This window comes from Nonomuraea insulae (genome assembly GCF_042656245.1).
Map to the genome: position 1 here is coordinate 49,566 of NZ_JBHSPA010000112.1, position 20,851 is coordinate 70,416.

Sequence of the window (20,851 nt, forward strand, 5' to 3'; positions counted from 1 at the left end):
ACAGATGGACCACACCACATTCATGCGGGAAGCACTGGCCGAGGCCGTGCGCGCCGCCGAGCGAGGCGACGTCGGCGTGGGCGCGGTCGTCGTGCTGGACGGCGCGATCGTCGCCAGGGGCGGCAACCGCGCCAACACCACCGGCGACCCGTTCGCCCACGCGGAGACCGACGCCATGCGTCAGGTGCCCAGGCTCGACCTGTCCGCGGCCACCCTCTACACGAGCTTCGACCCCTGTCCGATGTGCTTCGGCGCCCTCCTCGTCCGCCGCGTCGGCACCGTCGTCATCGGCGCCCGCCGGCCACGGGGCACCTCGACGTACGCGGGCCTGAACGCGGAGGCCATGGCCGAGCTGGCCGGCCGTACGGACGTCGTGCCGGGGCCGCTGGCGGCGGAATGCCTGAAGGTACGGGCGCCGGCCCGATGACCAGAGATCTCATCGGGTACGGCAGGGCGGGCCGCACGGTCCGCTGGCCGGGTGGCGCACGGGTGGCGGTGTGCCTGGTCGTCAACTACGAGGAGGGCGCCGAGCAGTCCTTCTGGGCGGGGGACCGGCGCAACGAGATCCCGCAGGAGTTCGACTACCCGCCACTCGGCGTGCGGGACCTGGGCAACGAGTCCATCTTCGAGTACGGGGCGCGAGCCGGGATCTGGCGGCTGCAGCGGTTGTTCGACACGTTGCGCCTGCCGGTCACCATCCAGGGATGTGCCCAGGCGTTCGAGCTGAACCCCGAGGTCGGGGCGTGGATCGAGGAGGCAGGGCACGACGTGTGCTGCCACGGGTACCGCTGGGAGAACGTCAGCGTGCTGCCCCGGGAGGTGGAGCGCGAGCGGCTCGCCATGGCGATCGAGTCGATCACGAGCACGTGCGGCCGCCGGCCACGCGGCTGGTACAGCCGCCAGCCCGCCTCGGTCAACACCCGCGAACTGCTCGTGGAGGAGGGCGGCTTCCTCTACGACAGCGACTCCTTCGCCGACGACCTGCCGTACTACACCGAGGTGCTCGGCAGACGCCACCTGATCATCCCGTACTCCTTCACCCTGAACGACGGCCGTTTCCTGCCCGGGCAGAGCTACAGCGGGCCCGAGGTGTTCCTCGATCACTGCCGCCGCGCCTTCGACCAGCTCTGGGAGGAGGGCGGCGCCGGGCAGCCGAAGATGATGACCATCGGGCTGCACCCGCGGTTCGTCGGCCAGCCAGCCAGGGCGCACGCGCTGGGCGAGTTCCTGCGCTACGCACAGGACAGGGGCGAGGTCTGGTTCGCCGGGCGGGAGGACATCGCCAGGCTCTGGCTCGGCCGGTCGTGGGCCTTCGAGCTGTGCGACTCGCTGCTGGCCGCGACCGGCGCGAGCCGTACCACGGTCAGGCTCGGGGAGGCGGAACTGGCCGCCGAGTCCCGCGCGCCCGGGGTGCGCGGCATGGACGCGGGGCCCGCGATCGACCCCCGCGCGTTTCCCACTTATCAGTACCTGCGTGACGAGCGGCGGCTGCTGATCCAGGACGACTGCAGGACCGGCGACCCGCGGCCACCGGCCTCCCTGGTGGAGCACCACCGGGTGTACGCCCAGATGCTCGCCCCGATCGTGGTGCGCGGGGAACTGGCCGGGACGATCTCCGTACACCAGCAGGACACGACACGCACGTGGACGGACGCCGAGGTCGCCGCGCTCGCGGCCGCCCGCGCCCGCGCGGAGAAGGAGCTCGGATGAGCATGAAAGTGATCACCGGGGCGACCGTCGTCACGATGGACGCGGAACGCAGGGTGCTCGCCGGTGAGGTGGCGATCGAGGGGAACCGGATCGTCGCCGTGGGCGACCGCCTCGACCTGCCCGGCGAGCGTATCGACGCCGGCGGCAAGCTGCTGCTGCCCGGGTTCGTCAATCTGCACGTCCACGCCGCGCTCGCGGTCACGAGGGGCCTGGGCGACGACCTCGGCGGCGCCCCCGTGTACCGGAGGGACATCCCGCAGGGTGTGCTGCTGTCGCCCTCGGACACCGAGGTGATGTCCCGGCTCGGCGGGTTGCAGGCGCTGCGGTTCGGCTCGACCACGGTGGTGGAGAACTACATCCACGCGGGCACGAACGTACGGGCGCTGGCCGAACTGGGGCTGCGTGCGGTGGTGAGCGAGAGGGTGCACGACGCGGACCTGTTCTCGGTACGCGACGGGGAGTACTCCTTCGACGCCGGCCTGGGCAAGCGGCTCCTGGAGGCCAACGCCGAGCTGATCGAGGAGTGGCACGGCCACGACGGCGGCCGGATCACCTGCCAGGTCGGCCCGCACGGCCCGGACACCGCCTCGGCCGGGCTGCTGGAGCAGGCGGCGGAGCTGGCGGACTCCTATGGCGTCGGCATGTTCATTCACCTGGCCCAGACCAGGGGAGAGGTGGCGGAGGTACGGCGGCGCACCGGCAAGGGCTCGGTACGCCACCTGGCCGACCTCGGCCTGCTGCGGCCCGGGCTGATCGCGGGGCACTGCGCCTTCCTCGACGAGGGCGAGGCGGAGCTGCTGGCCGCCTCCGGCGCCGGGATCTGCCAGCTGCCGACCGTCAACGCCAAGAGCGGCTGGATCGCGCCCGCCCAGCGGTTGCGCGGCCTGGGCGCGACCGTCGGCCTGGGCACCGACCACATGGTGCACGACATGATCGAGGCCGTGCGGATGGCTCTGGTCGTGAACCGCGTGGCCGACGGCGGCCCCGGCGGCATCAAGGCCATGGACGCGCTGGCCATGGCCACCATCGAAGGCGCCCGCGCGCTCGGCCGCGCGGACGAGCTCGGCTCCATCGAGGCGGGCAAGCTCGCCGACCTGGTCTTCGTCGACCTCTCGGGCGCCCACCTGGCTCCTGTGCTCGACCCGGTGGCCAACCTGGTCTACGCGGGCCAGTCCGCCGACATCTCCGACGTCATGGTCGGCGGTGGCTTCGTCGTCCGCGACCGCCAGGTGCTCACCGCCGACGAGCGCGAGATCGTCGCCCAGGCCCAGGAGCGGGCCGAACACCTCTGGCACGTCGTGGCGGGCTGGTCATGCGCGGCCCAGGGCTGACGCTGCGGGCGGCGGCCGGCGCGCTCGCTCGCGGGGAACTGCGCGCCGAGGAGCTGATGGCCTCGGTGCTCGGCCGGGCGCGGGAGACCGAACCCGTCCACCACGCCTACGTCCATCTCGACGAGGAGAACGCGATGGCCGCCGCTCGCGCCGCCGATCGGGCGGCGCGCCGGGGCCCGTTGCACGGGATACCGATCGGGGTCAAGGACCTGATCGCCACCGCGGGACAGCCGACCGAGGCGGGCTCCCCGGCGTTCGCCGGGCACCGGCCGGCGGCCGACGCGTGGGTGGTCGGGCGGCTGCGCGCGGCGGGGGCCATCGTGGTCGGCAAGCACCACACCCACGAGTTCGGCTTCGGCCTGGACGAACCGCCGACGCGCAACGCGGTGGACCCGGACCGCTACCCCGGCGGCTCCACGGCCGGCGGCGGCGTGTCCGTCGCGCTCGGGTCCAGCCTGGCGGCCATCGGCACCGACGGCGGCGGCTCGATTCGCAAGCCCGCCGCGCTCAACGGCGTCGCCGGGTTCAAACCCACCCACGGCCTGGTCAGCACGGCCGGCGTCCTGCCTGGCGTGACCGACCTGGACCACATCGGCTGGATCACCCCGACCGCCGGCGACGCGGCACTGCTGCTCGAAGTCCTGACCGGAAGAACCGCCACGCCACCGCGAGGGCTGCGGCTCGGCTGCCCGGCCGGCTTCCTGGACGGGCTTGATCCCGAGGTGGAGCAGTGTTTTCGCGCCGCCGTCGACGTGGTCGAGATCGACATTCCCCGTATGGCGGCGGCAGCGGAGATCCACGGCGTGATCGCCGCCGCCCAGTCGGTGACCGTGCACGCGGCCACGCCGCTGGACCTGGTGCACCCCGGCGTCCGGGCGTTCCTCGAGTCGGCCAGGTCCTCGCGCACGGAGACCGGGCTGGCCGCCGCGCTGCGGGACAGGGACCGGCTGCGGGGAGCGGTGGAGCGGGCTTTCTGCGATCATGAGGTGGACTTTCTCTGCTCACCGACAGTCGCGTTGCCCGCCGTGCCCATGGCGGAGATGGATCCCGAGCGTATGCTGTCCGCCTACTGCCGGTTGACCTTGCCGTACAACCTGACCGGGCATCCGGCGCTCAGCGTGCCCTGCGGAACGACAGCGGCAGGCCTGCCGGTCGGGCTCCAGCTCGCCGGGCGGCTGGGGCAGGACGCGGCGGTGCTGCGGGGCGGGGAGATGCTGGAGAACACGCTGGCGGGGAGGGACTGATGGGCGGAGTGCTGGGGGCCAGGCACGCGCCGCTGCGCGACCAGGTACGCGACGAGGTGCGCAGACGCATCGTCGAGGGGCTCGCCGCGCCCGGGGAGCGGTTGATCGAACAGGATCTGGCCGACGAGTTCGGGGTGTCGAGGATCCCGGTGCGCGAGGCGCTGCGCATGCTGGAGACCGAGGGCTTCGTCGAGGCCGTCCCCAGGCGCGGCGTCGTGGTCCGCGGGCTGACCAGGGAGGACCTGCAGCACCTGTACGACGTGCGGGAGGCGCTGGAGGTTCTCGCCTTCCGCCTGGCCGCCGAACGGTCGAAGCCGTCCGACGTGGCGGTGCTGCGCGACCACCTCGACCGAGCCGGCCGGGCCGGCGAGCACGAGGAGATCAGCGCCGCCAACACCGCCTTCCACGAAGCCGTGGTCGAGATGGCGGGCAACCCGGTGCTCACCTCGCTCCTCGAACCGCTCACCGGGCGGCTGCGCTGGCTGATCAGCAACAGCCACGAGCACGAACGCCAGGCCCAGGAGCACGGCGCGCTGCTGGACGCGCTCGCCGACCGGGACACCGAACGCGCCGCGGCCCTGGCCCTGGCCCACATCCGCGTCAGCCGCGCGCACGCCCTCGCCGCCTACGACAACCGCGACTAGCGCGCCCTCCGCCCCGCACCACCGGACCGAGCCCTGACGCACAGCACCTTGGCCACGGCAGGTCTTGGAATGTGACCCCGTCGGCCGGCGTTCAGCCGCGCAGGAGGAGAAGCGGCACCGGTTGACCGGCCTCGTGGCCGGGCGGGACCGCCGCCAGAGCGTCTCCGAGGGCCGCCCCGTTCAGGAACGCCGGGCGGTCACCGCCGAGAGCTCGCACGCCGGAGCCGTCCCAGACGACCGGGACGATGCGGGTACAGCCGGCGGGCGCCGGGACCTGGGTGATCAGCGGGGCCTGCGGCAGGGTGCCGAGCGCCCGGCCGGACAGCCCGGCGAGGAGCGGGCCGAGCAGCGTGTACGCCGCAGTCAGCGCGGCGAACGGGTTGCCGGGAAGGCCGATGACGTACGGGCCGCCGCGCGGCCGGGCGAGCAACTGGGGATGGCCGGGCCGGCACGCGACCGCATCGACGATCCAGCGGGCGTCGCGCTCGGTGAGCAGGCGGCGCAACCCGTCGGTGACGCCGACCGACGTCGATCCGGTGACCACGATGACATCGGTGCCGGCGGCGGCCTCCAGCGCCTCGCCCAGTGCCGAAACGGGCTGATCGGACACATGGACGAGCGTGTCCAGGCGACCGCCGAGATCCGCGATCAGCGGCGGCAGCAGCGGCCCGAGGGCGTCGCGGATCCGGCCCGGTCCCGGCAGCCCTTGATGGGCCAGCTCGTCGCCGGTGACGATCGCCCGGACGGTGGGCGTACGACGGACCAGCAGCTCGTCATATCCGCAGGACGCGGCCAAACCCAGGAGCGCGGGGCCTGCCGGGGTCCCCGCGGGCGCCAGCCGCGCACCTGCGGCCGTGTCCTCGCCCGCGTACCGGATGTGCTTCCCGCTCGGCAGGTCGGGTCCGGTCAGGACGCCGTCACCGGGAACGGCCTCCTCGATCGGGAGCACCGCCCGCGCCCCCGGAGGGACAACGGCCCCTGTCGAGATCTCCACCGCGTGACCGGCTTCCAGCTGCGTGCCCGTCCACGGCCGGCCGGGGCGGGCGCTGCCGACGATCGTCCACGGACCGGCACCCGCCACGGCGAACCCGTCCATCGCGGCTGTGTCGAAGGCCGGCAGCGGCGTCGCCGCGACGAGGTCCTCGGCGAGCGCCAGCCCCGCGGCCCGGCCGAGCGCCACTCGCACGGGCGGTGCCGGCTCGGCCGCCGCGTGCGCGAATTGCCGCGCGGTCGCCCAGGCGACGTCCCGACATGTTTCTTGATCGGCTGCCGTGACCACGCCTCACAGTCCCATCTGCGGCTTCCACCTGCAAGTAGCGGCGCTCCCACCTGCCGGCTTGATGGACGCCACCAACCGCACACCATCGGCCTCCAACTCCACATTCGCCATTGCCATACCATACGGTATAGTACGGCTTGAGAACATCGCGAGCCAGGGGAGAGACATGTCAGCACTGCCCGATCCGATTTGGCCGATTATCGTGCTGGCGATCATCCAGGCCGGTGACGCCGTCATGTGCATCAAGCCCGTTCCGTTCATCGCCCAGTGCTTCGAAAACGTGAACTGGCCGCGACGTTATTGGTGGATCATGCCACCGCTGAAGTTCGCCGCCGCGGCCGGTCTGATCCTGGGCATCTGGCTGCCGTATCTCGGCGCCGTGACCTGTGCCGCGCTCGTCCTCTACTTCATGGTCGCCATCGCGATGCACATCGCGGCCAGGGACTTCGGCCGCAACCTCTTCCTCAACGCCACCGTCATGCTGCTGATCTGCGTCGCGGCCGGCTTCTACAGCTTCCTGGCATGAAGCTCGCAAGCGCGGACCGCTCCATACCCGATGGTACGTTTGCCGGATGAGCACGGCACGAGAGCGGTGGCTGAAGGAAGGCTTGAAGGTCCTCGCGGAAGAAGGTGCGGCAGGGATTCGCATCGACCGGATCGCCGCTCGGCTCAACCTGTCGAAAGGGTCGTTCCACCATCACTTCGATGGCGCCGAGGGATACAAGAAAGCGCTTCTCGCCCATTTCGAGAAGCTATCGATCGAAACGCTCGAGAATGCGATTTCCGAGGTCGGGGAATCGGCCGGCGCCCGTGTCATCCTGGCGCGGCTGACGAAACTCGTCCGCCCCGGGGGCACAGGGCTCTATCGTCCGGAACTCGATGTCGCGTTGCGGGCGTGGGCGACCTGGGACGCGGATGTGCGTGCCGTACAGACTCGCCTTGACGAGGCCAGGCTGTCCGCGCTCCAGCGGGTGTGGCGATCAGCCGTCGCCAGCGACGAGGAGGCCAGGACGGCCGCCCTGCTGCCCTACCTGCTCGCGGTCGGAGCCACTGTCGTCTTTCCCCCGGTCGACGCCGACCAGCTTCGCGACCTCTATGAGCTCCTCCTGCCACTCGTACCGGATGGCCTCGGCCAGGCGTCAGGACATGGGGAGGGGCCGGAGGCGAACCTCCGGCCCCGATGACCCGAGTGGTCAGCGTCCGCTGTTCGTCTTGCGCCAGTGGAAGCCGCCGGGCAGGTTGACCGACACGGTCCTGCGCCCGTCCGCCCCCCGGGTGACCCGGAACAGCCGGTTGCCCCAGCTGTGCCCCACGCCACGACGGGACAGGTTCAGCCGGAACGGGCCGAACTTGATCGACTTTCGGTAGCTCCAGCCCATATTCGCCTTTCCTCCATTGAGATCGCGAGAACCTCCCGCTACCCAATCGCGCGCGATATATCGGGTTCAGTAAAACTTCGTCAGGCCCCGGGGGTGGGCGGCACGCCGGCGAGTTCGTCCTCGAAGCGCTTGCGCAGCGCGTCCTTCTCAGGCTCCGGCAGCCAGCACGCCTCCACCCCGGCCATCGCCATCGCACGCAACCGCTCATCCGGTACGGCGAGTCGATCGGAGAGGATCCGATACTCGTTCGCCAGCGACGTCGGGAACATCCCCGGGTCGTCGGAGGCGGGAATGACGTTGAGCCCGGCATCGAGCATCGCCGCGATCGACGCCCGCCGCCACGGCCGCCACGAGCGCCGCGAGGTGGTCGAGATGACGGTGAACGGGATCCGCTCGTCCCTGACCCTGGCGACGACCTCGTCGTCCTCGAGTACGAAGTAGCCGTGGTCGATCCGGTCGCACCCGAGAACGTCGAGGCAGGTGATCGTGTTGGCGGCGACGGGCGCGTGCTCGGAGGAGTGAGCGGTACGGCGAAGCCCGGCCTCGCCGGCGAGCCGGAAGGCGGCCTCGAACCGCTCGGGCGGCCCGGCCGTCTCCAGATTGTCCAGCCCGATCCCCGCCACGTAATCGTGCGGGTTGCCGACAACCGTGCGTATCCAGGAGAGCGCATCCTCGCCCGACCTGCTCCGGTCGACGGCCGCGATGAGCCTGCCCGACATGCCGAAGTCGCGCTCCGCCATCCTGATGCCCTCGGCGTACGCCTCGACCACCGTGGCGTAGCCGAGTTTCTCCTGATGTTCGGTCAGCGCGTCGAAGGAGAGCTCCAGATGCCTGGTCGCGCTGGTCCGGTGGGCGTCCTCGAACGCCTCGTAGGTGATCCTGGTGAGATCGTCAGCGTCGCGCAGGACCTGGAGAACCCACGAGGACAGCTGGAACAGCGAGTGGGAGACCTCGGGCTCGTCGGCGCTCCTGCCCTGCGGAACCGGGATCCGGGTGTTCAGGTAGAGCGCCGGGTCCGGGGGAAGCGAGTTCACGTTCGCGTAGATCCGCTCGGGCGCGTCTGGGAGGTCGAGCCCCTCCCGCCTGGCCAGTTCGGCGAAGGTCGACGAGCGAACGGTGCCGATGAGGTGGCAGTGCAGATCCACCTTGGGCATCAGGTCAAGGTTCACTTGCCGGCCACCTCGCGGGTGAAGCGGTCGACCCAGGTGGCGCGGGTGTCCACGAGCTGGGCGGGATCGAGGGTCTTGAACCCGGCGGCCACGGGGTCCTTCGCCGCCTCGCCCGTGACCTTGGCGATGTCGGCCGGGATCTCGGCCTTCGGGTTCGTGGGCAGGTCACCGACGGCCTTCGCCATGGCGCTCTGCGCCTCGGCCGACAGCATGTAGTCGATCAACTTCGCCGCTCCCTGCTGGTTGCGCGCGCCCTTGGGGATCATCGCCCGGTTGGTGGCCATGTAGCGGCCCTTGGCGGGAGCCGTCCAGGCGATCGGCTCGCCCGAGGTGACGAGCTTGGTGGCGAAGCCGCTCAGCGCGTCGGCGGCGACGATCTCGCCTTGGGTCAGCAGGTTCGTGACCTCGGTCGAGGAGGTGTAGAACTGCAGGACGTTGGGCGCCCAGCCGGACAGGGTCCGCAACGAGGTGTCGATGTCGTAGGCGCCCTTGCCGTACGACTCACCCACCCCCGAGATCATGAGTTGTCCGGCGGTCACCGAGATATCGGGAAGCGCGACCTTGCCCTTGCTGGCCGGGCTCGCGAACAGCCCCCAGTCGGCGGCCTGCTTCTGGCTGAGCTTGCCGGTGTTGTAGATGATCCCGTTGAGCTGGTGCGTGTAGGCCGGTCCCTCGTAGGCGCTCTCGGTCGCGAACGGCGCGAGTTCCTTGATGTTGGGCACGTCGACCTTCTGGAAGAGGCCGTCCTTCTGCCCGAGCGCGGCGAAGTAGTCGGAGATCAGCACCACGTCCGCATCCGGCTCGCCCTTGGCGAGCTTCAGCTTCGACAGCCGGTCGGCGTTGGACCCGGTGTCCAGCTCGACCTTGATTCCCGTCTGCTTGGTGAACGGAGCGATGACCGCCTGCTCGAACTCCTTCACACCGAAGGGGAAGGTGCTGACGACGATGGTGTTCTGATCGGCCTGCTCCTCACCGGAGCCGGAGCCGGAGCCGGAACATCCCGCCGCGGCGAGTACGGTCAGAGCAGCGGCCAGTACGGCACGGCGCGTGGGCATGGGGGTTCCTTCTTTCAGGGGCTTCAGCGGGTGAGTGAGACCAGACGGTCGTCCGGCGCGATCACCGAGACGCTCGATCCGGGTGTCAGGGTCGCGCCGCCGCGTACGTCGGCCAGCATCCGGACGGTCGCGCCCGACGGGTCGACCACGTCGAGCGAGACCAGCAGGTCGACGCCGCGGAAGGCCATGTCGACCACCGTCGCGTCAAGGCCGTGACCTTTCTCGGCGATGCGCAGATGCTCGGGCCGGATGGTCAGAGGGGTGCCGTCGGCCGCGGTGAGGAAGTTCTCGTAGCCGAGGAACTCGGCGACGAAGCGGTCGGCGGGACGGGGGAAGACCTGCTGAGGAGAGCCCTGCTGCACGATCCTGCCCTCGTTCATGATGACCATCTCGTCGGACATCTCCAGCGCCTCGTCCTGGTCGTGCGTGACGAGGATGACGGTCAGCTCGGTCTCCGCCTGGATGCGCCTGAGCTCGGCCCGCATCTGGACGCGCAGGCGGGCGTCGAGGTTGGACAGCGGCTCGTCCAGCAGCAGGAGCTTGGGCCTGATCGCGATCGCCCTGGCCAGTGCCACCCGCTGCTGCTGCCCGCCGGAGAGCTTCTTCGGCTTGCGGTCGGCCAGGTGCGCGAGCCCGACGAGCTCGAGCGTCTCCATGACCCGCGACCGTCTTTCCGCGGACGATACCTTGCGCAGCTTGAGCCCGTAACCGACGTTGTCGGCCACCGTCATGTGCGGAAACAGCGCGTACGACTGGAAGACCATCCCCAGATTCCGCTTCTCCGGCGGCATGCGCGTGCTGTCGACCCCGTCGATGCGGATCGTCCCCGACGTCGGTGCCGAGTAGCCCGCGATCATCCTGAGCGTGGTGGTCTTGCCGCAGCCGCTCGGGCCCAGCAGCGTCGTCAGCTTCCCCGAGGGTACGGCGAGGTCGATCTCATCGACGGCGGTGAAGGAGCCGAACCTCTGGGTGACTCCGATCAACTCGGCGGCGGCGGTCATTGGTTGATCCCTCCGAAGATCTTGGCGAAACCGACCGTGCGCTCGGCGATCACCGCGACGACCACGGTGGCGGCCAGCACGAGAGTGGAAGCGGCGGCGACCATCGGGTCATAGGACTGCTGCACGTAGTCGAGCATCGTCACCGGCAGCGTCCGGAAGTCGCGTCCTTGCAGCAGCAGCGACAACGGCACGTTGTTGACGGACGTGACCACGCTGAGCAGCGCGGCAGAGAAGATTCCCGGACGCAGGACGGGCAACGTCACGTTGAAGAACGCGCGCAGCGGCGAGGCGCCGAGCCCTCGGGCGGCCTCCTCCAGCGCGGGGTCGGCCAGCGCGAGCGAGGCGCCGGTCACGCGTACCGCATAGGGCAGCATGAGCGCCGTGTGCCCGACCATCAGGGCGGTGAAGTTGTTCAGGTCCATGCCGATCATCAGCTGCTGGAACAGCGCGAGGCCGACGACCAGCTCAGGGACGATGAGCGGCGACAGGAACAACCCCTCGACCAGGCCCTTGCCAGGGAGCTTCCCACGGTGGACGGCGAGCGTGACGGGCACGCCGATCAGCAGCGCGAGCGCGGTGGCGAGCACGGCGAGCTCCAGGCTGGAGATCGCGGCCTCGATGAACGGCTCGTAACCGAGCGCCTCGTCGAACCAGCGCAGCGAGATCCCGTCAGGCGGAAACCTCAGGGTGCTCCCCGCCGTGAAGGCGGTGGCGACCACGAAGATGATCGGCACGATCATGATGACGTAGCCGATGACCGCGAGCGCCGCCGTGATCGGCCGCTTCATGAGGTGGCCCCCTTCCGCCCGATCAGCGAGGACAGCCCGGAGACCAGGAAGACCAGGACCGTCATGATGAGCGCCGTCGCCGAGGCGGAGGCCCAGTCGACCGTGGTGCTCGCGTAGTTGAAGAGCTGCGTGGAGAGCATCCGCTGACTGGACCCGCCGAGCAGATAGGGCGTGGTGTAGGCAGTGACGGACCCCGCGAAGACCAGGGTGGCGGCCACCACGATGCCCGGCATGGTCAGCGGGATGACGACGTTCCACATCGTGCGGACCCTGCTCCCGCCGAGCCCGCGCGAGGCGTCGTCCAGGCTGGGATCGACCTGGGCGACGGCCGAGTAGCAGGAGATGATCGCCAGCGGCAGGAACAGCTGGGTGAGGCCGAGGACGATCGCCAGTTTGGTGTAGAGCAGTTGCGGCGCCACGTCGACGATGCCGAGTTGGACGAGCAGTTGGCCGAGCGCCCCCTTCGAGCCGAGAATCACCAGCCAGCCGAACGTCCGCACCACATTGCTCAGCATCAATGGGAAGATCGCCACTGCCAGGAAGACCCCGCTCCAGCGAGACGGCGAGCGGGCGAGCCAGTAGGCGATGGGAAAGCCGAGGACGACGCAGATGATCGTGACAGCCAGGGCCAGCCCGACCGTGCGCCCGATCACCTCCAGATCGTAGGGATCCGTGAGCATCTCGCCCAGGCGCGCGAAGATCTCGCTGGTCGCCACGTCCGGCGGCGCGAAGAGCATCGCGGCGGAGGGGACGAGGAAACCCGCGACGAGGAAGGCGAGACCAGGCACCAGCAGAAAGGCCGTATTGCGGGAGATGTCGGCGTCCTTTCTCGGGGGGCGTACGCTTGCTTGGAACCGGTTGCGGAACCGGTTCCAAGAGCCTGACCATAGATTATGGGCCGCCTCGCGCACAAACCCCTGTGTGAATCCCGTGTAACGACTCAAGGAGGATCAGTGCCGACACTCGCGGACGTCGCCGCGATGGCCGGGGTTTCCAAGGCGACGGCCTCCCGCGCCCTGGGCCGGCCGGACCTGGCCGCCCCGGAAACGGTGGCCCGCGTCCGCGCAGCCGCTGAGCAGCTCGGATTCGTCCCCAACCGGGCGGCCACCCAGCTGGCCCGCGGGAGAACCGGAGTGGTCGCCGTCGTGGTGCCCACGCTCGACAACACCTTCTTCACCCCGATCATCGGCGGTGCCCAGGCGCGCGCGGCCGACTCGGGCATGCAGCTGACCATCGCGGTGCATTCACTGGAGCACGAAGCCCAGCTCACCGCGGTCGGACAACTCGCGCACCAGGTCGACGGCTTCCTGCTCACCGCGCCCCGAGGCTCGGACGAGATCGTCCGCGCCGCCGCGTCGTTCAAGCCGACCGTGCTCATCGACCGCGAGATCGAGGGCATGACCTCGGCGGTCGCCGACACGGCCACCGCCTTCGGCGCGCTCGTCACCTGGTTCGTCGAGAAGGGCCACGAGCGCATCGCCTACATCGGCGGCCCCGCGGGCTCCTGGCAGGATCGCCAGCGCCAGGCGGCCATCCGCGCCTCGGCCGAGTCGAGCGGCGCGACGCTGACCATGCTCGGGCCCTATCCCTCGACGTTCGCCGCCGGAGTGGGAACGGCGGAGGCCGTGGTGGCCGCCCGGGCCACCGCCGTGGTCCCCTACTCGACCTCGATCGGCCTTGGCCTCATGTTCGCCCTGCTCAGCCGCGGCATCCGCGATGTCGTGGTCAGCTCGGAGCGCATGATCGTCGAAAGCCTCGGCCTGGGTGACGTCCCCTCGATCGACGTGGACGGCGAAAAGCTCGGCGAGGTGGCCATGGACCAGCTCATGACCCTCCTCGGCGAGCGCAGGGAGGCACCACCCACCAGACACCGCCTCACCGTCCCGATCAGCTAGGCGGATGGTCGCCGGGCTGGAGGCGATCACCGCGCTCTGGCGGCTCGGCGAGCCCGAGGACGTCGCCGACGTGGCCGGCTTCCTGGCAGGCCCGCAGAGCGGGTGGGTGACCGGCCAGACCGTCGACGTCTCGGGCGGGACCTGCCTCGGCCCCATCGTGTGACCCCCGCCGGTGGATAATCACCGGCATGCGGTTCGCGATCCTTGGACAGACCCGGGCGTGGCGCGACGACGGGGCCGAGGTGCCGCTGGGCGGCCCGGCCCGGCGCGCGCTGCTGGCCCTGCTGCTGGTACGCCCCGGGGAGGTGGTGTCGGCCGACCGGCTGGCCGAGGAGATCGATCCTGGCGCGGCGCCGTCGCCGCACGCGTTGCAGTCCCAGGTGTCCAGGTTGCGTACGGCCCTGGGTCCGGCGGCCGCGATCGAGCGGACCGGGGCCGGCTACCGGATCGTGGTGCCGTACGACGACGTGGACGCCGGCCGGTTCGAGCGGCTGGCCGGGGAGGGCCGCGCCGCGCTGCGCGACGGCGACGCCGCACGGGCGGTCACGCTGCTGCGCGAGGCGCTGGAGCTGTGGCGGGGGCCGGCGCTGGCCGACCTCGCCGAGAGCCCGGCCGCCCAGCCCGCCGCCGTACGGCTGGAGGAGCAGAGGTTCGGCGCCCTCGAAGACCGGATCGAGGGCGAGCTGCGGGTCGGGGAACATCGCGCGGCCGTGCCCGAGTTGCGCGAGCTGGTCGGCCGCAACCCGCTCAGGGAACGGCTCGCGGGGCTGCTGATCCGGGCGCTGTTCGCCGAGGGCGGGCAGGCCGCGGCGCTGGTGGTGTTCGAGGAGACCAGGCGGCACCTGGCCGAGGAGCTGGGCGCCGACCCCTCGGCCGAGCTCGTCGCGCTCCACCGGGAGCTGCTGAACGCCGGCCCGTCGCCATCGCCCGCCGCCCCGCCCGCCCAGCTGACGGCCTTCGTCGGCCGTGCCGGGGAGATGGCCGAGGTCACCGAGCTGTTGCGGGTGGCCCGGCTGGTCACGCTGATCGGCCCCGGCGGCGTCGGCAAGACCCGGCTGTCGGTCGAGGTCGCGTCGGCCGCGGCCGACGAGGTGTGCTTCGTGGAGCTGGCCCCGCTGCGCGACGGCGGCGGCCTGCCGCAGGCGCTCCTGGGTGCGCTCGGGCTGCGTGAGAACGGGCTCCAGATCGGCGGAGGCGGGCAGACCCCGGTCGACCGCCTGACGGCGGCGCTGTCGGACCGGGTGCTCCTGCTCGTCCTGGACAACTGCGAGCACGTCATCGACGAGGCCGCCGCGCTCGTGGCACGGCTGCTGGCCGCCTGCCCGCGGCTACGTGTCCTGGCGACGAGCCGGGAGCCGCTCGGCATCATAGGCGAGAGCCTGTGGCAGGTGCGCCCCCTCGATGACGAGGCGGCGGCACAACTGTTCACCGACCGGGCCCGCGCCGTGCGGCGCGGTCTCTCCGCCGGCCCGCAGGCGGTGCGGCGGATCTGCGCGGCACTCGACAACCTGCCGCTGGCCATCGAGCTCGCGGCCGCGCGGCTGCGCACCTTGGACCTCGACGACCTCGCGGGACGGCTGGACGACCGGCTCGGGGTCACGGCCCGCGGCAGCCGTACGGCCGACGAGCGGCACCGGACCCTGCGCTCGGTGGTCGCGTGGAGCTGGGACCTGCTGTCCGAGCCCGAGCAACGGGCCGCCCGCCGGTTCACCGTCTTCGCCGGTGGCGCGACGGCCGAGTCCGCGCTGCGAGTGTGCGGCACCGACGGGCAGACGCTGGAGTCGCTCGTCGACAAGTCGCTCCTCGAGGTCGCGGGCGGCCGATACAGGATGCTGGAGACGATCCGCGCGTACGGTGCGGAACGGCTGACGGCGGCGGACGAGAGCGAGCCGGTACGGCGCGCCCACGCCCGGCATGTCCTGGACCTGATGCGGACCGCCGACCCGCACCTGCGGCGGGCCGAGCAACTGACGTGGCTGCCGGTCCTCACCGCCGAGCACGGCAACCTCCTGGCGGCCGTACGCTGGGCCGTCGAGGCGCCGGAGGTGGGGACGGCCCTCGAACTGCTCGCCCCGGCCGCGGCCTACCTGTGGATCCGGGGCATGTCCGCCTCGATCGCGCCGCAGGCGATCGCGCTGCTGTCGGCGATGGGCGAAGCGCCCCCGGCCGGGCTCGGCGAGGAGTACGCGATGTGCGTGCTGCTGGCCGCGTCCGGCGCCGTGGGGCGGCCGGTGTGGCAGCGGCACCGCGCGCCGGCCGGGAAGGCGCTGGCCGCCGCCTGGTCGGGCGATCAACCGGGCCGTTACCCGGCCGTCCTGCTGCTGTGGATGTTGCGCAACGCCACCGAGCCCGACCGGGAGAGCGCCTACCTGCTCGTGTCGTCCCAGGGCGACCGCTCCGAGCCGTGGGTGCGGGCGGTCGCCCGGTACGTGTCGGGCTTCGGGTCTCTCGGCGAGGGGGACATCGCGCGGGCCGCGCGGGACTTCGGCGCGGCCATCGAGGGATTCCGCTCGCTCGGTGACCGCTGGGGCACCGCGCTGGCCCTGGACATGCTCGCCGGCCTGGCGGGCGTGCGGGGCGACCGTACGGAGGCGATCGCACTGACCGACGAGGCGCTCACCCTCACCGAGCAGCTCGGCGCCCTGGAGGACAGCGCCGACCTGCTGGTCAACCGGGGCGATCACCTCGTCGGCGCCGACGAGGCGGCGGCCGGCGCCGACTACGCGAAGGCCGCCGCTCTCACCCGCCACGCCGGCGGCTCCGACTCCCTGGCGGCGGCCCTGCGCGGCCTCGGCGACATCGCCCTGCTGCGGGGCGACCTGACCGAGGCGGAGCGCCTGTACGGCGAAGCCCTGGAACACCTCGACCCGCACTGGGTCAAGAGCGTCGGCAACCGAGTACGCACACTCGCCGGGCTCGGCCGCGTCTCCGCGGCCCGTGGCGAGCACGCCGAGGCCAGGACGCGATACCGGCAGGCCGCCCAGGCGGCGGCCGTGATGGGCGCCGCCACCCCGGAGGTCCTCCAGCTGATGGGCCTGCCCGAGTCCGTCGTCGAGGTGGTGGGCTCTCCCGTACAGCAGCGGCCCTAGGATGACCAGGACGAGGCGTAACTAGCCGCCCGCGGTCGACGGCGGTGCCTCGACGACGAAGACCAGGAAGCCGAGCTTGCCCGCGAAGTTCGGGAAGTCGTCGGGGAACAGCTCACGGGCGGCCGGGTCGGCCTGCGGCTCGCTGAGGACGGCAAGGCGGAAGCCGGCGGCGGTGAAGGCATCGGTCATCGCGTGCAAGGGCCTGCACCAGAAGGTCATCGGGAAGGACCGCCCGTCGAACGTCCACTCGTCGGTATAGCTGGTGTTCTCGAAATAGCTGGGCCGAGGATCCTGTGTCAAATGCTCCACGAACGGGTGGTTGACCGACGCGATCAGCCGGCCGCCGGGCCTGAGCACGCGCCGCATCTCGGCCAGCGTCGGCCCCCAGTCCTCCAGGTAGTGCAGCACCAGCGACGCGACCACGTCGTCGAACGCGCCGTCGGCGAACGGCAGCGGATCACGCACGTCGACCACGTGCAGGTCCGCGTCGTCACCGAGCCGCCGCCTGGCCACCGCCAGCATCCCGGCGCTGGCGTCGATGCCGGTGACGGCGGCACCGCGCTCGCGTAGCGCGGCGGACAGGGGGCCTGAGCCGCAGCCGGCGTCCAGGATCCGGCGCCCGGCCACGTCGCCGACGAGGGCCATGATCGAGGACCGCGCCCAGTACTCGTTCAAGATGTTGTTCTCGGTCTCCGCCGAGTACGCCTCGGCGAAGCTGTCGTAGTCGTTCACCTGGTCCGGATCCACAGGCTGGGTTGCGCGCGAAACCCAGGCAGGATGCCCTGCGGGGAAATTCTCGGGCTTGTCGGTTACGCCTTCCATCGTCGCAGCCTAACGATCTCGGCACGCCCCCGACTGCGATCTACGTCTTGCGGCCGGCTTGAGTGGCGTGCCTATCATCCCCCCATGCCTCCCCTCACACTTCCCCGCCAGCACGCCCGCACGGCCCGTTTCAAGCTCGGAATCCCGAGGGACTTCACGATCTCCCCGGATGGCGCCCGGGTGGTCTTTCTCAGGTCCTCGGCCGGTGACGACCGGGTGAACCGGCTGTGGACGCTGACCGTGGCCACGGGGCTTGAGCGTCTGCTCGTGGACCCCGGCACGCCGTCGGGTGAGACGTTGCCGGAGGCGGAGCGCGCACGCAGGGAACGCACTCGCGAACGCGCGAGCGGCATCGTCGCCTACGCCACCGACTCCGCGGTCACCAAGGCCGTCTACGCGCTCGACGGCGCGCTCCACACCGTTGACCTGCTGACCGGCGCGATCACCCCGCTCGGCACGACCGGGTCCGACCCGAGACTCGACCCGGCCGGGCACCACGTCGCCCACCTGTGCGACGGCGCCCTGCACGTCGACGGCAGGCCGCTGCTGACGCCCGACGGCCCCGAGGTGACCTGGGGGCTGCCCGAGCACGTGGCGGCCGAGTCGATGGCCAGGCACCGGGGCTACTGGTGGGCGCCCGACGGCACGCGCCTGCTGGTGGCGCGGGTGGACAACGCCCGGGTGAGCAAGTGGCACCTGTCCGAGCCCGCCGATCCCGGCAGGCCGCCCAGGACCATGTCCTATCCGGCGGCCGGCACCGACAACGCCGACGTGACGCTCTGGCTGACCACACTGGCGGGGGAGCGTACCGAGGTGGTCTGGGACAGAGCGGCGTTCGAGTATCTCGCGGCGGTGTCGTGGACGGGACAGGGCCTGCTGATGCTGGTCCAGAGCCGCGACCAGCGCACCACCCGGGTCCTGGAGGCCGATCCCGAGACGGGCGCCACCACGCTGCTGCGCGAGGACACCGACGGCGCCTGGCTGGAGCTGGTGCCCGGCACACCCGTCCGCACGGCGGGCGGGGAGCTGGTCTGGACGGTGGACCGCGACGATACCCGCCGCCTGATGGTGGGGGACGACCTGGTCACGCCGCCGGGTCTGCAGGTGCTGCGGATCCTGGCGGTGGACGGCGACACCGTGCTCGCGCAGTGCTGCGAGGAGCCGACCGAACGGCACCTGTACAGCTACTCCAGGAGCGAAGGGCTGATCAGGCTCACCTCCGAGCCGGGGGTGCACACCGGAACGCGCGGCGGCGGCCGCACGCTGATCGTCACCCGCACCCTGGCGGCGCACGGAGCCCGGGTCACGCTGACCGACGGGCGGGCGACCACGCCGATCGCCTCGAAGGGCGCGATCCCGGTCGTGCGCCCGCAGGTGGAACTGGTGTCGCTGGGCAAGCGTGAGCTGCGCGGCGCGATCATGTTCCCGGCCGGACACGTGCCGGGCTCGCGGCGGCTGCCGGTGTTGCTCAACCCGTACGCCGGGCCGGGCGGCGCCATGGTCCTGTCCGGGCTGGACGACTTCGCGCTCTCGCAGTGGTTCGCCGACCAGGGTTTCGCCGTGCTGGTCGTGGACGGGCGCGGCACACCGGGCCGGGGACCTGCCTGGGAGCGGGCCATCCACCTGGACAAGCTGAGCGCGGCGCTGCAGGACCAGGCCGACGCGCTGCACGCCGCCGCCGGCCGCTTCCCCGATCTGGACCTGGGCCGGGTGGCGATCCGCGGCTGGTCATACGGCGGTTACCTGGCGGCCGCGGCCGTACTGCGGCACCCCGACGTCTTCCACGCCGCCGTCGCGGGCGCGCCGGTCACCGACGCCCGGCTCTACGACACCCACTGGCAGGAACGCTACCTGGGCCATCCCGACCGGCACCCCGAAGCCTACGACCGCAGCTCCATCGTCGCCGACGCCCCGAACCTGCGCCGCCCGCTCATGCTCATGCACGGCCTGGCCGACGACAACGTCTTCGCCGCCCACACGCTGAGACTGTCCTCCGCGCTGCTGGCCGCAGGCCGCCCGCACACCGTCCTGCCGCTGTCGGGCGTCTCGCACATGACCGCCCAAGAGGAGGTGGCCGAGAACCTGCTCCTGCTCGAACTGGACTTCCTGCGCCGTACTCTCCTCCAGGACTAGCGAGCGGGCACCTGGTTGTCACCCGCGAGGCGATGTCACGTTCCGTGTTGGATGTCTAGAGTCCTACATATGGATGGTCCGCGGATGACCCTGCAGACGATGCTCGTGCTGCGAGAGATGTTGTCCGACCCGGCCAGGCGCCGCTACGGGTTGGAACTGTGCGAGAAGACCTGCCAGCCCAGCGGCACCATCTATCCGATCCTGGCCCGGCTGGAGCGTGAATTCGGTTGGATCGAGCGCCGTAAGGAGTCCGCGGCCGAACATCTGGCCCAGGGGCGTCGCGCCCGGTACTACTACACGCTGACCGAGCAGGGCGCGCTCCGGGCTCGCGCCGCCCTCGAGCGAGCCGAGCGGTCCCGCGGACCGGCCGTGAACCTTCGGACGGCGACGTCATGACCGGCCTGCTGGAGCCGCTGCTGGCCCGGCTGCCCGCCGACCTGACGGCCGCGGAGCGTGACAGGATCCAGCGTGCTTACGAGTTCGCCGACCGTTGTCATGCGGGCCAGGTGCGCAAGAGTGGCGACCCGTACATCACCCACCCCGTCGCCGTGGCGGAGATCGTGCTCGACGTCGGCCTGGACTGTGCCACTGTCTGCGCCGCCCTGCTCCACGACGTTATGAGGGACACCGAATGCGACGCCGCACAACTCCGCGCGGAGTTCGGCGACGAGATCACCACGCTGGTCCAGAGCATGACCGAGCTCGACTACAGCGACGGCCTGCCGGCCGTCGCGGACGAACTCGTGTCGATCGCCCGCGGCCGCCTGACCCACCTGCCCCGGGACACCGGTGCGACGTTCCGGGTGCTCGTCCTCGGCGCGCTGCTTCTCCCGGCGGCGGTCAGAGCGAGCTATCTGGACGAATGGCTCGGCGAGCTCGACGTGCTGCGGGACCGGCGGGCCCGCACCCGCTTCGCGTTCAGGCTGGCCCTCGGCATGCCCGCGCTGGCTCTGACCCTGCGCCGGCCGGCACGGTCTGGCCTGATCGGCCATCTCCTGGCCGTTCTCCGCTGGATCCTATGTACGGACCTGCGCACCTGGACCCCGCTGACCGTGCTGCTCGGCTGGATGATCGTGGAGGCCGCATCGCACAGCCTCGGCGACGCCGCGGTCATCGTGATCACCGTGCCTCCCATTCTCCACGCCGGCGTCACCCGCCTGCGTGCCAAGCTCGGACTCGATCAACCAGACGAGTGCACCTGAGGGGCTGGATCTGACCTGGAACGCCGACTTTTCCGGCATCGCGCCGGCGGCATGCGGCTCGCCCGGGCACGTGCGAACGTCCCGTCATCGCCACGAGCCGAGCCCCGTCT

General features: G+C 71.3%; 21 protein-coding genes. 13 read left to right on the top strand and 8 right to left on the bottom strand.

All coding sequences use genetic code 11. From position 1 onward, the window contains the following. Positions 1-4: 4 nt before the first annotated feature. The 5 genes from ACFPZ3_RS62190 to ACFPZ3_RS62210 are packed head-to-tail and all read left to right on the top strand — an operon-like array spanning position 5 to position 4,929. Complete coding sequence (locus tag ACFPZ3_RS62190) at positions 5-427, top strand: nucleoside deaminase (RefSeq protein WP_379523839.1); 423 nt, start codon at positions 5-7, stop codon at positions 425-427. Then, complete coding sequence (locus ACFPZ3_RS62195) at positions 424-1,710, top strand: GAF domain-containing protein (protein WP_379523840.1); 1,287 nt, start codon at positions 424-426, stop codon at positions 1,708-1,710. The genes ACFPZ3_RS62190 and ACFPZ3_RS62195 overlap by 4 nt, the downstream gene beginning before the upstream one ends. Next, complete coding sequence (locus ACFPZ3_RS62200) at positions 1,707-3,041, top strand: amidohydrolase family protein (RefSeq protein ID WP_379523841.1); 1,335 nt, start codon at positions 1,707-1,709, stop codon at positions 3,039-3,041. Before ACFPZ3_RS62195 ends, ACFPZ3_RS62200 begins: the two co-directional genes overlap by 4 nt. Next, positions 3,023-4,285 carry an amidase gene (locus ACFPZ3_RS62205; protein WP_379523842.1) on the top strand — a complete coding sequence of 421 codons (1,263 nt, stop codon included), beginning with the start codon at positions 3,023-3,025 and terminating at the stop codon, positions 4,283-4,285. The genes ACFPZ3_RS62200 and ACFPZ3_RS62205 overlap by 19 nt, the downstream gene beginning before the upstream one ends. Then, entirely contained in the window at positions 4,285-4,929 is a 645-nt protein-coding gene (locus ACFPZ3_RS62210; protein ID WP_379523843.1) for a GntR family transcriptional regulator, read from the top strand. Before ACFPZ3_RS62205 ends, ACFPZ3_RS62210 begins: the two co-directional genes overlap by 1 nt. Before the next feature lie 91 nt (positions 4,930-5,020). Here ACFPZ3_RS62210 and ACFPZ3_RS62215 read toward each other — a convergent pair whose 3' ends face one another. After that, on the bottom strand, positions 5,021-6,208 hold the full coding sequence (locus ACFPZ3_RS62215; RefSeq protein WP_379523844.1) for a molybdopterin molybdotransferase MoeA: 1,188 nt from the start codon (positions 6,206-6,208) through the stop codon (positions 5,021-5,023). Between the two features lie 166 nt (positions 6,209-6,374). Between ACFPZ3_RS62215 and ACFPZ3_RS62220 the strand changes: the two genes are divergently transcribed. Together ACFPZ3_RS62220 and ACFPZ3_RS62225 are read left to right on the top strand one after the other, a co-directional pair. Next, on the top strand, positions 6,375-6,734 hold the full coding sequence (locus ACFPZ3_RS62220; protein ID WP_379523845.1) for a DoxX family protein: 360 nt from the start codon (positions 6,375-6,377) through the stop codon (positions 6,732-6,734). A 46-nt stretch (positions 6,735-6,780) separates the two neighbouring features. Continuing rightward, on the top strand, positions 6,781-7,392 hold the full coding sequence (locus tag ACFPZ3_RS62225; protein ID WP_379523846.1) for a TetR family transcriptional regulator: 612 nt from the start codon (positions 6,781-6,783) through the stop codon (positions 7,390-7,392). A 9-nt stretch (positions 7,393-7,401) separates the two neighbouring features. Here the strand turns inward: ACFPZ3_RS62225 and ACFPZ3_RS62230 are convergent, their stop codons facing one another. The 6 genes from ACFPZ3_RS62230 to ACFPZ3_RS62255 form a co-directional block, all read right to left on the bottom strand. Then, positions 7,402-7,587: a DUF4236 domain-containing protein gene (locus ACFPZ3_RS62230; RefSeq protein ID WP_379523847.1), complete on the bottom strand. Its 186-nt coding sequence runs from the start codon at positions 7,585-7,587 to the stop codon at positions 7,402-7,404. 80 nt (positions 7,588-7,667) lie between these two features. Next, on the bottom strand, positions 7,668-8,756 hold the full coding sequence (locus ACFPZ3_RS62235; protein WP_379523848.1) for an adenosine deaminase family protein: 1,089 nt from the start codon (positions 8,754-8,756) through the stop codon (positions 7,668-7,670). After that, positions 8,753-9,811: an ABC transporter substrate-binding protein gene (locus ACFPZ3_RS62240; RefSeq protein ID WP_379523849.1), complete on the bottom strand. Its 1,059-nt coding sequence runs from the start codon at positions 9,809-9,811 to the stop codon at positions 8,753-8,755. The genes ACFPZ3_RS62235 and ACFPZ3_RS62240 overlap by 4 nt, the downstream gene beginning before the upstream one ends. Positions 9,812-9,834: 23 nt before the next feature. After that, positions 9,835-10,812, bottom strand: coding sequence for an ABC transporter ATP-binding protein (locus ACFPZ3_RS62245; protein ID WP_379523850.1), 978 nt, complete (start codon positions 10,810-10,812; stop codon positions 9,835-9,837). After that, entirely contained in the window at positions 10,809-11,600 is a 792-nt protein-coding gene (locus ACFPZ3_RS62250) for an ABC transporter permease (RefSeq protein WP_379523851.1), read from the bottom strand. The genes ACFPZ3_RS62245 and ACFPZ3_RS62250 overlap by 4 nt, the downstream gene beginning before the upstream one ends. Next, positions 11,597-12,388, bottom strand: coding sequence for an ABC transporter permease (locus ACFPZ3_RS62255; protein ID WP_379523852.1), 792 nt, complete (start codon positions 12,386-12,388; stop codon positions 11,597-11,599). The genes ACFPZ3_RS62250 and ACFPZ3_RS62255 overlap by 4 nt, the downstream gene beginning before the upstream one ends. 165 nt (positions 12,389-12,553) lie before the next feature. Here ACFPZ3_RS62255 and ACFPZ3_RS62260 point away from each other — a divergent pair, with 165 nt between their 5' ends. Genes ACFPZ3_RS62260 through ACFPZ3_RS62270 form a run of 3 tightly spaced genes read left to right on the top strand, consistent with a single transcriptional unit; the run spans position 12,554 to position 16,584 of the window. Next, positions 12,554-13,495: a LacI family DNA-binding transcriptional regulator gene (locus ACFPZ3_RS62260; protein ID WP_379523853.1), complete on the top strand. Its 942-nt coding sequence runs from the start codon at positions 12,554-12,556 to the stop codon at positions 13,493-13,495. A gap of 4 nt (positions 13,496-13,499) precedes the next feature. Beyond that, positions 13,500-13,658, top strand: a complete 159-nt coding sequence (locus ACFPZ3_RS62265) for an SDR family oxidoreductase (RefSeq protein ID WP_379523854.1) — start codon at positions 13,500-13,502, stop codon at positions 13,656-13,658. 25 nt (positions 13,659-13,683) lie between these two features. Then, positions 13,684-16,584, top strand: coding sequence for a BTAD domain-containing putative transcriptional regulator (locus ACFPZ3_RS62270; RefSeq protein WP_379523855.1), 2,901 nt, complete (start codon positions 13,684-13,686; stop codon positions 16,582-16,584). Positions 16,585-16,605: 21 nt separating this feature from the next. On the opposite strand, the gene ACFPZ3_RS62275 is transcribed toward ACFPZ3_RS62270, so the two are convergent. Continuing rightward, entirely contained in the window at positions 16,606-17,316 is a 711-nt protein-coding gene (locus tag ACFPZ3_RS62275) for a class I SAM-dependent methyltransferase (RefSeq protein WP_379523856.1), read from the bottom strand. Between the two features lie 174 nt (positions 17,317-17,490). On the opposite strand from ACFPZ3_RS62275, the gene ACFPZ3_RS62280 reads away from it, so the two are divergent. From ACFPZ3_RS62280 to ACFPZ3_RS62290, 3 genes are all read left to right on the top strand, one after another. After that, on the top strand, positions 17,491-19,539 hold the full coding sequence (locus tag ACFPZ3_RS62280) for a S9 family peptidase (RefSeq protein WP_379523857.1): 2,049 nt from the start codon (positions 17,491-17,493) through the stop codon (positions 19,537-19,539). Between the two features lie 84 nt (positions 19,540-19,623). Beyond that, positions 19,624-19,935 carry a PadR family transcriptional regulator gene (locus ACFPZ3_RS62285; RefSeq protein ID WP_379523858.1) on the top strand — a complete coding sequence of 104 codons (312 nt, stop codon included), beginning with the start codon at positions 19,624-19,626 and terminating at the stop codon, positions 19,933-19,935. Then, positions 19,932-20,741 carry an HD domain-containing protein gene (locus tag ACFPZ3_RS62290; RefSeq protein ID WP_379523859.1) on the top strand — a complete coding sequence of 270 codons (810 nt, stop codon included), beginning with the start codon at positions 19,932-19,934 and terminating at the stop codon, positions 20,739-20,741. Before ACFPZ3_RS62285 ends, ACFPZ3_RS62290 begins: the two co-directional genes overlap by 4 nt. Positions 20,742-20,851: the final 110 nt, after the last annotated feature.

What these genes read in the sequence shown, in the direction of transcription:
- ACFPZ3_RS62285 (WP_379523858.1), top strand. Translation starts at nt 19,624, where the DNA reads ATGACCCTGCAGACGATGCTCGTGCTGCGAGAGATGTTGTCCGACCCG.
- ACFPZ3_RS62225 (WP_379523846.1), top strand. Translation starts at nt 6,781, where the DNA reads ATGAGCACGGCACGAGAGCGGTGGCTGAAGGAAGGCTTGAAGGTCCTC.
- ACFPZ3_RS62250 (WP_379523851.1), bottom strand. Translation starts at nt 11,600, where the DNA reads ATGAAGCGGCCGATCACGGCGGCGCTCGCGGTCATCGGCTACGTCATC.
- ACFPZ3_RS62240 (WP_379523849.1), bottom strand. Translation starts at nt 9,811, where the DNA reads ATGCCCACGCGCCGTGCCGTACTGGCCGCTGCTCTGACCGTACTCGCC.
- ACFPZ3_RS62195 (WP_379523840.1), top strand. Translation starts at nt 424, where the DNA reads ATGACCAGAGATCTCATCGGGTACGGCAGGGCGGGCCGCACGGTCCGC.
- ACFPZ3_RS62205 (WP_379523842.1), top strand. Translation starts at nt 3,023, where the DNA reads ATGCGCGGCCCAGGGCTGACGCTGCGGGCGGCGGCCGGCGCGCTCGCT.
- ACFPZ3_RS62245 (WP_379523850.1), bottom strand. Translation starts at nt 10,812, where the DNA reads ATGACCGCCGCCGCCGAGTTGATCGGAGTCACCCAGAGGTTCGGCTCC.
- ACFPZ3_RS62265 (WP_379523854.1), top strand. Translation starts at nt 13,500, where the DNA reads ATGGTCGCCGGGCTGGAGGCGATCACCGCGCTCTGGCGGCTCGGCGAG.
- ACFPZ3_RS62190 (WP_379523839.1), top strand. Translation starts at nt 5, where the DNA reads ATGGACCACACCACATTCATGCGGGAAGCACTGGCCGAGGCCGTGCGC.
- ACFPZ3_RS62290 (WP_379523859.1), top strand. Translation starts at nt 19,932, where the DNA reads ATGACCGGCCTGCTGGAGCCGCTGCTGGCCCGGCTGCCCGCCGACCTG.
- ACFPZ3_RS62270 (WP_379523855.1), top strand. Translation starts at nt 13,684, where the DNA reads ATGCGGTTCGCGATCCTTGGACAGACCCGGGCGTGGCGCGACGACGGG.
- ACFPZ3_RS62230 (WP_379523847.1), bottom strand. Translation starts at nt 7,587, where the DNA reads ATGGGCTGGAGCTACCGAAAGTCGATCAAGTTCGGCCCGTTCCGGCTG.
- ACFPZ3_RS62280 (WP_379523857.1), top strand. Translation starts at nt 17,491, where the DNA reads ATGCCTCCCCTCACACTTCCCCGCCAGCACGCCCGCACGGCCCGTTTC.
- ACFPZ3_RS62210 (WP_379523843.1), top strand. Translation starts at nt 4,285, where the DNA reads ATGGGCGGAGTGCTGGGGGCCAGGCACGCGCCGCTGCGCGACCAGGTA.
- ACFPZ3_RS62200 (WP_379523841.1), top strand. Translation starts at nt 1,707, where the DNA reads ATGAGCATGAAAGTGATCACCGGGGCGACCGTCGTCACGATGGACGCG.
- ACFPZ3_RS62220 (WP_379523845.1), top strand. Translation starts at nt 6,375, where the DNA reads ATGTCAGCACTGCCCGATCCGATTTGGCCGATTATCGTGCTGGCGATC.